This window comes from Streptomyces sp. NPDC055966 (genome assembly GCF_042269865.1).
Classification (GTDB): domain Bacteria; phylum Actinomycetota; class Actinomycetes; order Streptomycetales; family Streptomycetaceae; genus Streptomyces.
The window spans coordinates 100885-114493 of record NZ_JBHJYK010000007.1 but is presented as its reverse complement, the minus strand read 5'-3'; the positions used below and the strand labels follow the sequence as shown (position 1 = coordinate 114493).

General features: G+C 69.6%; 14 protein-coding genes. All 14 read left to right on the top strand.

Annotated elements, in window-relative coordinates; genetic code table 11:
• Positions 1-336 precede the first annotated feature (336 nt).
• The 14 genes from ACFC8N_RS16855 to ACFC8N_RS16790 all read left to right on the top strand — a co-directional run bounded on the left by ACFC8N_RS16855 (position 337) and on the right by ACFC8N_RS16790 (position 13596).
• Complete coding sequence (locus tag ACFC8N_RS16855; RefSeq protein ID WP_376288588.1) at positions 337-828, top strand: ATP-binding protein; 492 nt, start codon at positions 337-339, stop codon at positions 826-828.
• A 200-nt stretch (positions 829-1028) separates the two neighbouring features.
• On the top strand, positions 1029-1571 hold the full coding sequence (locus tag ACFC8N_RS16850) for a hypothetical protein (RefSeq protein WP_376288587.1): 543 nt from the start codon (positions 1029-1031) through the stop codon (positions 1569-1571).
• Between the two features lie 281 nt (positions 1572-1852).
• Positions 1853-2416 (top strand): hypothetical protein, encoded by a 564-nt coding sequence (locus ACFC8N_RS16845; protein WP_376288586.1) that lies wholly within the window; start codon positions 1853-1855, stop codon positions 2414-2416.
• Between the two features lie 223 nt (positions 2417-2639).
• Complete coding sequence (locus tag ACFC8N_RS16840) at positions 2640-3194, top strand: SAF domain-containing protein (RefSeq protein ID WP_376288772.1); 555 nt, start codon at positions 2640-2642, stop codon at positions 3192-3194.
• The gene (locus tag ACFC8N_RS16835; RefSeq protein ID WP_376288585.1) at positions 3191-4048 is read left to right on the top strand and encodes a hypothetical protein; all 858 of its coding nucleotides are present in this window, start codon (positions 3191-3193) and stop codon (positions 4046-4048) included. The genes ACFC8N_RS16840 and ACFC8N_RS16835 overlap by 4 nt, the downstream gene beginning before the upstream one ends.
• A complete protein-coding gene (locus ACFC8N_RS16830) occupies positions 4042-5394 on the top strand; it encodes a CpaF family protein (protein ID WP_376288584.1) in 1353 nt (450 codons plus the stop codon). Before ACFC8N_RS16835 ends, ACFC8N_RS16830 begins: the two co-directional genes overlap by 7 nt.
• The gene (locus tag ACFC8N_RS16825; protein ID WP_376288583.1) at positions 5394-6308 is read left to right on the top strand and encodes a type II secretion system F family protein; all 915 of its coding nucleotides are present in this window, start codon (positions 5394-5396) and stop codon (positions 6306-6308) included. Before ACFC8N_RS16830 ends, ACFC8N_RS16825 begins: the two co-directional genes overlap by 1 nt.
• Positions 6305-7195: a type II secretion system F family protein gene (locus tag ACFC8N_RS16820; RefSeq protein WP_376288582.1), complete on the top strand. Its 891-nt coding sequence runs from the start codon at positions 6305-6307 to the stop codon at positions 7193-7195. The genes ACFC8N_RS16825 and ACFC8N_RS16820 overlap by 4 nt, the downstream gene beginning before the upstream one ends.
• 36 nt (positions 7196-7231) lie before the next feature.
• Positions 7232-7426, top strand: coding sequence for a hypothetical protein (locus ACFC8N_RS16815; protein ID WP_376288581.1), 195 nt, complete (start codon positions 7232-7234; stop codon positions 7424-7426).
• A gap of 3 nt (positions 7427-7429) precedes the next feature.
• Positions 7430-7843: a TadE/TadG family type IV pilus assembly protein gene (locus ACFC8N_RS16810; RefSeq protein ID WP_376288580.1), complete on the top strand. Its 414-nt coding sequence runs from the start codon at positions 7430-7432 to the stop codon at positions 7841-7843.
• A gap of 50 nt (positions 7844-7893) precedes the next feature.
• Complete coding sequence (locus ACFC8N_RS16805; RefSeq protein ID WP_376288771.1) at positions 7894-8274, top strand: TadE/TadG family type IV pilus assembly protein; 381 nt, start codon at positions 7894-7896, stop codon at positions 8272-8274.
• On the top strand, positions 8271-8729 hold the full coding sequence (locus ACFC8N_RS16800) for a pilus assembly protein TadG-related protein (RefSeq protein WP_376288579.1): 459 nt from the start codon (positions 8271-8273) through the stop codon (positions 8727-8729). Before ACFC8N_RS16805 ends, ACFC8N_RS16800 begins: the two co-directional genes overlap by 4 nt.
• Before the next feature lie 42 nt (positions 8730-8771).
• The gene (locus ACFC8N_RS16795) at positions 8772-11579 is read left to right on the top strand and encodes a BTAD domain-containing putative transcriptional regulator (RefSeq protein WP_376288578.1); all 2808 of its coding nucleotides are present in this window, start codon (positions 8772-8774) and stop codon (positions 11577-11579) included.
• 916 nt (positions 11580-12495) lie between these two features.
• Complete coding sequence (locus ACFC8N_RS16790) at positions 12496-13596, top strand: AAA family ATPase (protein WP_376288770.1); 1101 nt, start codon at positions 12496-12498, stop codon at positions 13594-13596.
• Positions 13597-13609 lie beyond the last annotated feature (13 nt).

Here is a 13609-nt window from a genome sequence, read left to right as displayed (position 1 = left end):
GGCCGGGGCGCGATTCCGGCTCTGCTTTCTGGGAATCAGTCAGGACCGCTCAGGGACTCTGGCGCCCCCGCTTGGGCCGTCGTTGAAGTACTCGAAAGACCTGGTGAGAGGGGTATTCCGCTCTTCGTAGGTCCACGGTGTGGTGGTCGCGACATAGTCGCGATCACCGGGAGGTTCTGCCGTGGCGCCGATTCTATTCACCGCTGTGCTGCTGCTGCCGTTTGTCACAGCAGCAGGCCCGTTCGCGCTGTGGGAAGCGCGCGACTGCGCCCGCCCGGGACCTGGCCGTCACCGCCGCGTCATGCGCGGGCGTCACGCGGCCCGGGGAGATCGGCGATGACCGCAAACGGCGCCACGGGCGCCACCGTGTGTGTTCTGTTGCGCTGGACCAGCTGTTCCCCCGACGCTGTAGCCAGGGCTCGCGCCACCCTGCGGTGTGCCCTCGATCAGCTCGGCTACGACGGCGAGGTGATCAGCGATCCGGTGCTGGCCGTCTCGGAATTCGTCACCAACGCCACCGCACATGCCGTCGGCCCGTACGAGATGCGCCTGCGCCGCACCGATGTGGGGATCATCTGCGAAGTCGAGGACCATGATCCGCGCATCCCAGAGGTACCTGACTTCCCCGCAACTGCGCCGTACACCCCTGCCGAGGAGAACCGCGGGGGCGGCTTGGAAGCGCTCTGCACGCTGCTGTCCGAGCACGGGCGCGGCCTGCACATCGTGCATCAACTCACCGAGGGAGCATGGGGATTCCGAGGGCAAAGGAGGACAAAGACGGCATGGTTCGCGCTCCCGGCCGTCTCGTGGACTTCGAAGCGTTCCTGAAAGCAGGGCTCGCCGAATATAGCCGGTGGCCGCCGGGACCTTCATGGCGAACCGTCATATGAGCAGCGCGCCGTCACGCCGTGGAGCGGAATTCACCCCACCCGTGGGGATTGCTCACCGCAACGGCGGGTAACTCCAGTCGCAACCGATCACTTAGAGTTGTCGCCCCAGTGTTTTGGGTGACGGAAAGTGGGGGCTGGGTGAACACGCAAAGGCGGGCGGCGGCGCTGCTGGCGGCGGCAAGTGCGGCTATCGCAGGGCTGTTCCTGGGTGGCTGCGCGGACGGCTCATCAGATGCCAAATCGCCGCCGGAGAAGACGGTTGGGACGACGGTTTCTCGAACGCCGAACGCGCAACACGCAGAAGCGGTGGATGCATACCGGGCCATGTGGGGCGACCTTGCTGCCGCTGCGCAGACATCGGATGCCAAGTATCCGCGCCTGGAGGCGCATGCCTCGGGAGAGGCGTTGGAGCTCCTGCGTTACATGATGACGCAGGACCGAAAGAAGGATGTTGTCACCAAGGGGCAACTGCGTCTTGACCCCGTCGCGGAGAAGCGTGATGCCACGACGGTCGTCATTCGGGACTGCGCAGATGCCACCGATTGGCTGCACTACGCCAATGACGGCAAGCGGGAGGACGATGTGCCTGGTGGTCACCATCGCGTCGACGCGACCGTCCGACAGCAACACGGGGCGTGGACTGTCGAGCGTCTGTACATCGACAGGGTTGGAACGTGTTGAGGCTCAGCACCGCTGTGCCGACGGTGATGGCGGTGCTGTGCATCGCGGTACTGCTCGCTGCACGTGATACTGCCGCCGATGACGGGTTGAGCACAGGTTCCGCAGTTACGTGCGCACCTGGGGTTTGCGATGCCGAGGCACAGAGCGTCAGAAGGAATCCGGGCAGTTCGGGTAATGACAGGCCGGTGACTCATGGCGGGGCGGCGAAGCCCAGCGGTGGCGGAGGTGGAGGAGGACCGGAAGGGCCGCCGACGGTCACATCGACCGGCTGGGACTACGACTTGGGCAATGGCATGGGGATCTTGCCGCGTTTCGATGGCGACAAGGCGAAAACGCCGAAGCTGGGTGGTGGCCGGCAACAGGTGCCGGTAGAAGTGGTCGTCCAGGAGGCGGTGAAGCGGCTGAAGTTGCCGAAGCCGGTGATTCACACAAGCCCTGGCGAAGACTACGCCCAGGTCGTTCACGTGCCCACGTGGATGTGGGTGGAGCACTCCACGTGGGGGTCGGTGTCAGCGTCGGCTGCCGTAGAAGGCGTGAGCGTGAAGGCGACGGCTCGGCCGCGGACGGCGGTGTGGTCGATGGGCGAGGGCGGCCAGGTGGTCTGCCAGGGGCCGGGGACGCCGTACTCGGACGCCTACAGCCCCAAGGCGTCGTCGCCGGACTGCGGTTACACCTATCAGAGAGCTTCGCTGTCCGCACCGGGCCGGGCGTACAGGGTGTCGGTGCACGTGACCTGGGATGTCGAGTGGCAGGGAGGCGGTAGGAGCGGGGTTGTGCCGGGTCTGGTGATGGCCGCCCAGCGGCGGCTGGTGGTGGATGAGGTGCAGACCGTTGTGACGCGCTGACGGCTCGGAGCGCGGGCATGGTCCTGGCGGGCGGGCCGGTCCGATGGATGTTGGAACTCTTCTGATAACGAGGTGAGTTGTGGGTACCTCCATGTCTTCGGCAGGTCTGAAAGGCAGCGGACCGCGGGTGCCGGGAGCACGTCGGTCCGGCCCGGAGCAGCAGCCGGTGGTGACGGGCGCCAGGCGGCGCAGGGTGGGCTGGGTGTGGGCCGGAGTGGGCGCGGTGGTCGTCTCGGCGGTCGGCTTCACCCTGGCCGCGCAGACGATGGGGGAGCGGGCGCAGGTTCTGGTGCTTGCCCGCGATGTGCCGGCTGGACAGGTGCTCAAGCCGGGTGATCTACGGGTAGTGAAGGTGGCCGCGGAGACGGGCGTGGTGCCCGTCGCGGGCCGGGCCACGGTGCTGGGCCGACGAGCCAGCGTGCCGCTGGTTGCCGGATCACTGCTGGCCCCCGGTCAGGTGGGCACCAGCGCTGTCTTCCCGCCGAAGGGATTCTCACAAGTGGCGCTCGCCGTCGAGCCCGGCGGTGCGCCACCGGATCTCGCTCGTGGAGAACGGGTCGCCGTCCTTCCCGGCCCGGCCGACGCCGGAGCGCCGGGTGACCAGGAGCAGGCGGCCTCAACGGTGGCCGGGACAGTGACGGATGTGCGGGAACCGGAGTCGGCGGGCGGCCCGCGCGTGGTCTCGGTGCTGGTAGAGACCGGGGCGGCGCGGCGGGCGGCGCAGCTGGACCATCCGCGTGTGGTAGTGCTTCCCGCCGAAGGGCGTGAGACACCGTGAGGCGCCTGATCGTCATGGGGTCGGTCACGGGGGCGCCGGGGGTGACGACGACGGCGCTGGCTCTCGCCGCCGTATGGCCGCCGGAGGCGGATGGCGGGGTGCGGCCGGTGATGGTGGAGGCGGATGCCTCCGGTGGTGACCTGATGATCCGCTTCGGTCTGCCGTCGGCTCCTTCGCTGCTGGATGTCGCGGCGGCAGCCAGGCAGCCGTACCCGGGTTCCTTGCTGGGTGCGGCGAGCGAACTGCCATGCGGGGTGCGGGCGGTGGTTGCGGTGCCCGGCCGTGGCCCGTGCCGGGAGGCGGTGCGGCTGCTGGCGGGTGAGGCTGGGCGGCGCGTGCTGCTGGGAGACGAACATGACCGGGGCACCGTCCTGCTGGACGTGGGGCGCCTCGGCGAGGACGTCGAGCCGCTTCTCGAAGCCGCTGACCGCATCGTGCTGGTGGCTCGGGGTGGGGCGGAGCCACTGACACATGTGTCCGCGTACGGCCTGGATGTCGACGCGTATGCCGGGCGGGTGTCGCTTGCCGTGGTCGGGCCGTGTCCGTATCCGGCCGAGGAGATCGCGCACACGCTGGGGATTGAGTCGGTGGTCTTCCTGCGGTGGGACGCCAAGAGCGTGGCCGCGATGAACAGTTCCCGACGGGGCGTGCTGCGTGCGTCTGGCTTCCGGCCGCCACCGCTGATGACCGCCGTACGAACACTTTCCCGTCGGTTGGCCTCGCCGCCGACGGACGAGATCAGGACGGCGGATGCGGATCGTGGGCACGTGCTGGAGGGCGGCCGTGAGGCCGTGACGGGGTGCAGCTGGGGCGGGCTGGTTCAGGTATCGGGAGTCGAGGAAAGCGGATGGTGAGCGAGCAGCTGGTGGCACCGGGGATGATTCCCGGTGGTGGTGAGCGGGCGCTGGCGCAGCTGGTGCGGCAGCGTGTATCGGCCCGGCTGGCCCAGTACGCGGGCGAGCGCGAGTCGGCAGGATTGCCGGCGGAGGACGAGTCGGCGCGACGGGCCACCGTAGGGCTGCTGCTGGCCCAGGAACTGGGCGAACAGCGCCGCCTGGCCCTCGCCCAGGGCGGCCCGGTGATCGATGCCGAGGCGGAGGAGCGGATCGCGCAGGCGGTCAAGGACGAGCTGTTCGGCACGGGCCGCCTGGAGCGGCTGCTGGCCGATGAGCGAATCGAGAACATTTGCGTCAACGGCTGCGATGCGGTGTGGATCAAGGACGCGGCAGGCGCATGGCGCCGTGAAGCACCGGTAGCCGCCTCGGACGAGGAACTGGTGGAACTGGTCCGCACACTCGCTGTCCGCACGGGCGGGGAGGAGCGCCGCTTCGACCGGGGCATGCCCCGCCTGAACCTGCAGCTGCCTGACGGGTCCAGGTTGTTCGCCGTGATGGCGGTGACGGGCCGTGTGTCGCTGACGATCCGCCGCCACCGTTTCCCGGCTGCCTCGATGGCGGAGTTGGTGCGGCTGGGCGTGTGCGACGGGCAGCTCGCCGGGTTCCTGCGAGCACTGGTGCGGGCACGCAAGAACATCGTGATCGGCGGCGGCACCAATGTCGGCAAGACCACCGTCCTGCGGGCCTTCGCCCACGAGATCCCGCCCGCAGAACGGCTCGTGACCATCGAGGACACCTTCGAACTCGGCCTCGACACCGACCCAGTGGCCCACCCGAACGTGGTCGCCATGCAGGCCAGGGAGCCGAACATCGAGGGACAAGGCGGCATCGATCAGGCGGAACTGGTGCGGTGGGGACTGCGCATGTCCCCGGACCGGGTCATCGTCGGCGAGATCCGCGGGGCCGAGGTCATCCCGATGTGCAACGCCATGAGCCAGGGAAACGACGGGTCCCTGTCCACCATCCATGCATCCACGTCGCGTGGGGTGTTCACCAAACTCGCCTCTTATGCCGCCCAGGCGCCCGAACGCCTCACGTTGGAGGCGACGAACCTGATGGTGGCTTCCGCGGTCCACTTCGTCGTCCACCTGGGCTGGGATGCTGCGGGACGCCGGGTCATCGACTCGGTACGCGAGGTCGTCGACGCGGACGGGGCCCAGATCGTCTCCAACGAGGTCTACCGCCCGGGCCCGGACGGGCGTGCTGTGCCTGCCACCCCACTGCGCACCGAAACCCTCAATGACCTCGTCGCGGCCGGACTTGATGCCCGGGATGCCGCCTGCCAGTGGTGGGGAGCGGCCTGATGAGCAGCCTGGTGGGCTCCGGTGCCTGGACCGGGATCGCGGTTTTGTACGGGACAGTCTTCGGCCTCGGCCTGGTGGCCATCGCCTACGGCGTGGTACGGCGAGCCGTGCACGAGCAGCGGACCGGGCTATGGCGTGCGCTGGTGGCGCGGCTGCCGGGGGACTGGACCGCGCGGCGCGTGGTCATCGCTGTCTTGGCCGGGTCGGTTGCGGGCGCGTTGACGACGTGGCCGGTGGCGGCGGTGCTGACCACGGTCGGCGTGCTCACTCTTCCCGGGCTGCTGGGCCCGGACCGGGACGCTGCACGGCGCACGGAGCGGATGGAGGCGCTGGCCACGTGGACGGAGATGCTGCGCGACACCCTCTGCGCCGCGGCCGGTCTGGAGCAGGCGCTGCTGGCCACCGCGGACATCGCTCCCGCCGTGCTGGAGTCCGAGATGAGGGAGTTGACCGCCGCGGTCCGCGCCGGACATCCTTTGCCGGCTGCGTTGCGGGCGTTCGCCGAACAGGTCGATGACCCGCTGGCCGATGTGGTGGTGGCCGCGCTGGTGATGGCGGCCGAGCAGCAGGCCAGTCACCTCGCTCCGCTCCTGGGGGAGCTGGCGGAGTCGGTGCGCGAGCAGGTGGCCATGCGGCAGCGCATCGACGCCGGACGTGCGAGCGTGCGCACCGGAGTGCGGGTCACGGTGGTCGTCACCCTGGGGATGGCGGTGGGGCTCGTGGTCTTCAACCGCCCCTACCTGGACCCCTTTGACACGCTGACCGGGCAGGCCGTGCTCGCCGTGGTCGGTGTCCTGTTCGCCGTGAGCTTCGCCTACCTGACCGCGGTCGGCAGCATTGAGGAACCCGTCCGCCTCATCAGCCCGACCGCTCCCCGCGCCACGTCAGGTATCGCACTGGGAGGCAGTAGGTGATCGTCATGCTGCTTGGCGCGCTGTTCGGTGCCGGAGCGACCGCTCTCGTCTACGGACTGCGTCCGCCCCGGCCCACCCTGGCCGACGTCCTCACCGCACTCAACACACCTGCGCCGCCAGCGGTTTCACAGACAGGTGAGGCGGAGTGGGCTACCCGTCTGGGCAGGCGCGCCGTACCCCTGGTGCGTGCGCTGGGTTTCCCCACCCCCTCACTGCGGGCGGACCTGGCCGTCTGCGGCACCGACGAGGAGCACCACCTGGCGGGCAAGGCGGTCTGTGCGACGGCCGGCCTTGTCGCCCCCTGGACGGCCGTGCTCCTGCTGCGCCTGGCAGCCGGTATCGAGGCGGGCTGGTGGGTGCCGTCAGCGGGCGCACTTGCTCTGGCCGTTGTGCTGTTCTTCGCCCCCGACTTGGCCGTACACCGGCAGGCCGAGCAGCGGCGCCGCGAGATGCGCCACACCCTCAGCCTGGTCCTGGACCTGACCGTGATTGCGCTCGCCGGCGGCGCAGGGATCCAGCAGGCCCTTGCCCAGGCCGTGGACGCGCCCCAGGGGTGGGCGGCAGCGAGACTCCGGCATGCCCTGCACGTCGCGCAGCTCACCCGTACCAGTCCCTGGCCCCACCTGGGCGATCTCGGACGGCACCTGGCCGTGGCCGATCTGACCGAGCTGGCCTCGACATTGACTCTGGCCGGCAGCGAGGGCGCCAAGATCCGTACCTCGCTTGCGGCCAAGGCCCGGGCGATACGGCGGCGCAGGATCGCGGAGGCCGACGGAGCCGCCCAGGCCGCCACCGAACGGATGTCGCTGCCCGTGGTCGGCCTGTTCGCCGCGTTCCTACTGCTGATCGGCTACCCGGCCCTCGCCCACGTCATGTCGATCACCTGACCAACCAGCCACACCAGCCCCAGAGAGAGCACGGTCATGTTCCCACTCGACACCCTGATCCGCCTGGTACGCGCCCACTGGGCCGAACTGCGCCGGCAATCCCGCTCGGACGCGGGATACACCACCGAGACCATCGTGGTCACCGCCCTGCTGGCGATCCTGGGCCTGACCGTCGTGGGCATCATCGTCGCCAAAGTCACCGCCAAGGCCAACAGCATCGACCTGGGCTAGTTCGTGATCACGTCCCGTTGCAGACTGCGCAGTGACCAGGGCGCGGCGAGTACCCAGCTGGTGCTCGTCGTCCCGGCGCTGCTGCTGATCGCCTTGTTGGTGGTGCAGTTCGCGTTGGTCTGGCACGCACGGCATATCGCCCAGTACGCCGCCCAGCGGGCCCTGGCCGCCGCCCGCGCGCAGGGCGGCACTGCGGGGGACGGCCGGGCTCAGGCGCTGCGCAGCCTCGCCGCGCTGGGCAGCCGCGTCCTGACCGCGCCATCCGTGACCGCCGAGCGCACCGCCACCCAGACCACCGTGCGCGTGGAGGGGACGGCGATGCGCGTACTGCCCGTTCCCGGACTGGTGCTGCACGCCTCCGGTACGGCCTCCGGCTCCACGGAGAGGATCACCACCCCTACCGGAGGCCAGCCGTGAAGTCGCAGGCCGGCCGTGCCCTTGGCCATAGAGAGCAGGGTTCGGCAGCGGTGGAGATGGTGCTCGTCACGCCACTGCTCGTCCTGGTGTTCCTGGTTGTCGTGGCCTTCGGGCTGCTCGCCGATGCCCGCCTGGTCGTGGTCGACGCCGCCCACCAGGCCGCCCGTGCTGCCTCCCTCGCCCGCACCGAGAAAGAGGCCCGCGCCCAGGCGGAGCGGGCGGCCGGAGCGGCACTGCGCGAGGCAGGGGCGTCCTGCACCCGCCCGAGCGTCCACTTGGCCACCGGCGGTCTCAGGCCGGGTGCCACGGTGACGGCACGCGTCTCTTGCATCGCTGACCTGGGCACTCTCACCCACACCGGGCTCCCCGGTCACGTACCGCTGGACGAGACCGCCTTCTCCGCCGTCGACACCTTCAGGAGCACGCCGTGAAGCGACGAGCGCGACGAGCGCGAAAGCACCCCACGCAGGTCCTCGTACGACTGGCGGCCGGGGACGACCGGGGGCAGGTCACGGCGTTCGTCGTCGGCGTCTTCGCGGCGCTGTGGTTGTTCACTGGCATCGTCGTGGACGGCGGGCTCGCTCTGACGGGCAAGTCACAGGCCCTGGACGTGGCACAGGAAGCTGCCCGCACCGGCGCCCAGCAACTGGACGTCGGCCGACTGCGGCGCGGAGAAGAGGTCCGCCTCGTACGGGACAAGGCCGCAGCGGCGGCCCGCGCCTATGCCGCCTCCACCGGAGACAGCGCCACCGCCTCCGTCAAAGGCGAAGCCGTCACTGTCCACGTCACCCACCGCCAGCGCACCCAGATCCTGCAACTGATCGGTATCCGCACCCTCACCGTCCATGCGACCGGCACCGCGCATGCCGAACGCATCACCCCATAAGGATCGTTCACCCCTGCTCCGGTCAAGGAGAGCCAACCGGCGATGATGCACCCTCCGCAGCTGCGCCAGCGCCTGACCGCGGCTGCCACCGCCGTCGGCACCCTGGCCGTCACGCTTACCCTGCTGGCCGCGATGCCCTACATCCTGTGGCGAGCCGCCGGCCTACCCTGGCCCGAACACGTCTCCTCCCTCAGCGAGTTCGAGCAGCGGCTGATGCAGCCCGTCAGTGACCCCATGGTGATCGACGTGCTGGCGCTGGTCGGCTGGGTGTGCTGGGCCACCTTCGCCTACACCGCGGTCCGCGAGACCGTCTGGTACGCCACCCATCTCCCGCAACTGCTGCGCGACCGGCACACACACCACGAGCACCTGGCCGCCCTCTCGGTGAAAGGCTCGCTGGCCGCGCTGTGCATCGGCACCCTCGTCGTCGCCCTGATCGGCCTGTGCCGCCCCCAGACACTCACCGGCCAGCAGCCGTCTCCGAGAGAGGCACGGCCGCACACGGTGGCGACAGCCCCCCTCCTCCCCTCTCAGACCCTGCACCCCGCGGCTGCGCTCGTGGCCGAGACAACACCGATCCAGAAAACTGAGGCAGCACCCACCCCGGCACGCGCTGCGCCACCCGGGGAAACGGAAACGGTCCGGCACATCGAGTACACAGTCATCGAGGGCGACACACTGTGGGACATCGCTCATGCGCACATGGGTGACGGGCTCACATGGCCACGCATCTACGCACTGAACAAGCACCGCGTCCAAAGCGACGGAGCCCGACTCACCGACCCGGACCTGATCCGCCCCGGCTGGCACCTGACCATCCCCGTCCCCCGCGAAGCCACACCGCCGCCGACACCTGCTCCCACCCCGGCACATCAAGCGCCGGATGCCACACCCACAAAGAAACCCACCGAGGGCCCGTCGGCCCAGCCAACTCCCAGCCAACACAAGAACGTCGGCCAGCAGGACCGCGGTCGACACGCCCGCTCGCACGCCGACCGGCACAACGAGGTCACCCCTCACAAGACGGTTACGCAGACAGGCCCGGCCACGATCGGTCTCGGAGAGGCGAGCCTGATCGGAATCACCACCGCGGCCGGCCTGCTGGCTGCACGCCGCTATTGGTACTGGCACCAAAACCGCCGACGTGACCCGGGCCAGGAGACGGAAATCCCCTTCTTGAGCCCGCTGGTGGACAAGGCCGCCCAGGCCGCCCACGCAGCCACACTGCTCTCCCAGCCAGAGGATCCCGACGTCCTGGCTCCCCGCCGTATCCCACCTCAGCCGCCCCGCGCGAAAGGCACGGTCACCATCGGCGTTCGGCAGGACGCCGAGGTCCCCCTCGATGAGCTGGCCGTGCCCGGAGGCTGCACATGGACCGGACTGGGTGCCGAGGGTGCCGCCCGCGCCCTGCTGGTCGGCGTCCTCACCGCCGCCGAATGCCGGCGCCCCAGCCCTGCGCACGTGACGGCGGTCGTCCCCCACGACGTGGCCGAGAGCCTGCTGCCCGGACTGCCCGCCCAGTTCACCGCCCTCAGCCAGAGTGCCGACCTCGCTGAGGCGATCCGAACCGCCGAACAGCACCTGATCACCCATGCCCGCACCCACGACGAACTCAGCACCATGCCCGCGACGACCGGGCAGGCGAGCGCCGACTTGGCCCCGGAGACCGAGCCGGGCACCCTTCTCCTGATCGCCGTGCCGGACGCCGCCCACGCCGGACAACTGCAGGCCCTGGCCGCCCGCAGCAGACCCGGAACGCTGATCGTCCTCACACTGGGCGCTCCGCTGCCCGATGCCACCGCCTGGCACATCGACGCCGACGGCTCCACCACACCTGCCGGACCGCCCGGTCAACACCCCGGCACACTGAGGCTGTTCCACCTCACACTCGATGCCGCACGCGACGTGACCGACGTCCTCCTCACCGCCCACGGCCAGCGCAGGCAATTGCGCATCCTGCCCACACTCGGCGGCCCCCACCCCGGCACCGACCAACCTGACACCCCGGCCGAACCACCGCCGAAGGCCGCACCGGCGCACGCGAACGCAGTCGAGACCTCCCGGCCGGCTCAGGCCAAGCCCGTGCGCCTTCACGTCCTCGGCCCCGTCACCCTCTACGCCCGCGACCACCAAGACCCCGTCGGCACCAACCTGCGCGGTGAAGTCCACGAATTCCTCGCCCTCCTGGCCGCCCATCCCGCCGGACTCCTCGCCTCCGACATCGCCGACAAACTCCACCTCGCCCCCGGCAGCGACCAGAACGCACTGAAAAACCTCCGCCGCGCAGTGAGGCGCGCACTGCGCACCGCGACCGGAATCACCGCACAGGAGTTCATCCTGCTCCAAGGAGAACTCCACAAACTCCATCCAGAACTCGTGGAAACAGACCTAGCGGATTTCAGTCGAAGTCTGAAAGACGCGTTCTCGGCGTCCGATGGAGAAGAAGCCTGGGATACTTCCCTCTTCGCTGTACGCGAAGCCCTGTCCCACTACCGAGGACCCTTCGCCCACGGCAGCGACTATCTGTGGGCTGACGCAATCCGCGAGCACCTCGCCATGAAGGCCACCGATGCCGCCGTCCGCCTGGCCCGCCAAGCCGAACGCGCCGGCGCCACACCACGCGAGCTGGACGCCGTCCTTGCACTCCTGGAGCAGCTGGGCGCCATCCACCCCGACCACGAACGCCTCGCCCAGCACACCATCCGCCTCTACCAGGCCGGCGGACGTCAGGACGCGGCCCGGCACACCTTCGCCCGCCTGGCACGGCACCTCGCCGACCTCGGCCTCGAACCGGAGCCTGCCACCCAAGCGCTCGTCTCACCTCGGAGCCACTCCCGCCAGACACGCTAAAGCCGCAGTTCACCGCACCTGCGCGTGGCATTGCTCGGCCTGGTGACCGCTTGGCGTCCGCCCCGTCGTATCCGGCGTCACATCCGCCGTCGCTTCTGCGTACGCACTTGGATGCGACGCCCCCAGCATGCCCGAAAGGGCAGCTCAGGGGCCCTGCGAGCCACCGGCCGGCGAGGGCGACTGTATATCGGTGCAGCAACGCATCCCGATCTCCACCAGCCCGGCGGCCCGCCTCCCTCCTCGCATCCCGTCACTTCCGTTCACTCACCTCACGAACACAAGCTTGCTGTTCATCTGCTGCTTCACGTCATCTCTCGCCCGAGCCGGCGCTCGCGGCAGGGCTGGCCAGCTCGTGCGAGGAGCCGGTTCCCAGGCGCGGGTGAAGGCGCCCTGGCCCGGTCCACGCCTGCAGGCGGATCCCGCGCGCACAGGCGAATGTGCGGGTTTCACACGGCCCGTGTGCCTGTGCTTCGGTCGTAGGTACCACAGGCCACGACGCCTTGCGTCGTCCAGCCGAGAATTCTCCTGAAATAGCGTCGTGAATTCCCGAAAATTCCAGCATTATCAAGGCGGAATCCGACTTCAGGTGGAGCGCCGGTCGAGCTATATTTGAATTGTTCCCGGGAAAGTCGGGAAAAGGAAATCCCTCCGATGGGGTCCGCCCGAAAACGGATGACGGGTGGAGTATATCCAAGGGGCGGTCATTTCCGAATTCGAATAAGCCGGTTCTGGTCAGGCAGCGAAAGGAATTCGCCCGATGACGAGCCCTGCGGCGCCCGCCCCCGCCCCCACACCCGCACCGTCCGCCCCGGTATCCGGGCAGGCGGCGTCCGGCCCGCCGAGTACACCCGCGCCCCCGGCGGGACCCCCGCCCGGCCCGGTCGGCAAGGCCCGCCCGGGCGAACTGCGGGCGAGGATCGCGCAGATCCTGGCCACCAACCCGGGCACCGGGTTCACGGTGACCGAGCTGGCGAAGGCTCTGGGGCATTCGGGCGGGGCCGTCGGCAACGCGTGCGAGACGCTGGTGTGCCGGGGCGAAGCGGAACGGGCAGGGGACAAACCCCGTACCTACCGCGCGACTTCCACGACGGACGCCGCAGCCCGACAGGCCTCGGGCCCTGCTCCCGCGCTGAGCCCGGCTCCCTCGCTGCCGCACCAGTCGGTCGGGCAGGCCCCAGCCCAGTCGGCCGGGCAGGCCCCAGCGCCGCCGCTCGGCGGACGGCCGGAGCCGATCACCCGGCCGAACGGCCAGAAGTACCACCCCAGGGCGTTGGCGCAGCTACCGGATGTGGAAGCGCTGCGCAGGCTGCGCGAGGCCCAGGTGGCGGTGCTGTTGTACGGCCCGCCGGGCACAGGCAAGACCTCACTGATCGAGGCGGCCTTCCCGGACCTGGTCACGGTGGCCGGGGACGGCGACACCACGGTCGGCGACCTGATCGGCGAATACACCCAGGACTCAAACGGCGGCTACGAGTTCGTCTACGGACCCCTTGTCACCGCCATGCAGGAGGGCCGAGCCCTCCTCCTGGACGACGCCACGCTGATCTCCCCAAAGGTACTGGCCGCCCTGTATCCGGCGATGGACGGGCGCAGGCAGATCCAGGTCAAGGCACACAAGGGCGAGACGATCACCGCCGCCGACGGTTTCTACGTGATCGCCGGACACAACCCCGGCGTCCACGGAGCCGTACTGACCGAAGCCCTCTCCAGCCGTTTCAGCGTGCAGATCCAGGTCGGCTCCGACTACGACCTGGCCGCCTCCTTGAACATCAACCGCGCGGCCGTACGCATCGCCCGCAACCTGGCCGCCCTCCAGCAGGCGGGCGACATCGGATGGGCGCCACAGCTACGGGAGTTGATCGCCTTCCAGAAGATCGCCGACGTTCTCGGCGCCGAGACGGCCTTCGCCAACCTGGTCGGCATCGCACCCCTGGAAGACCGCGACACGGTCGCCGAGATCGTCACCAAGGCCACCGGCCGCCCGGTCACCGCCCTCGCCCTGGGCCGCCAGCTCTGACACATGCCCCGGG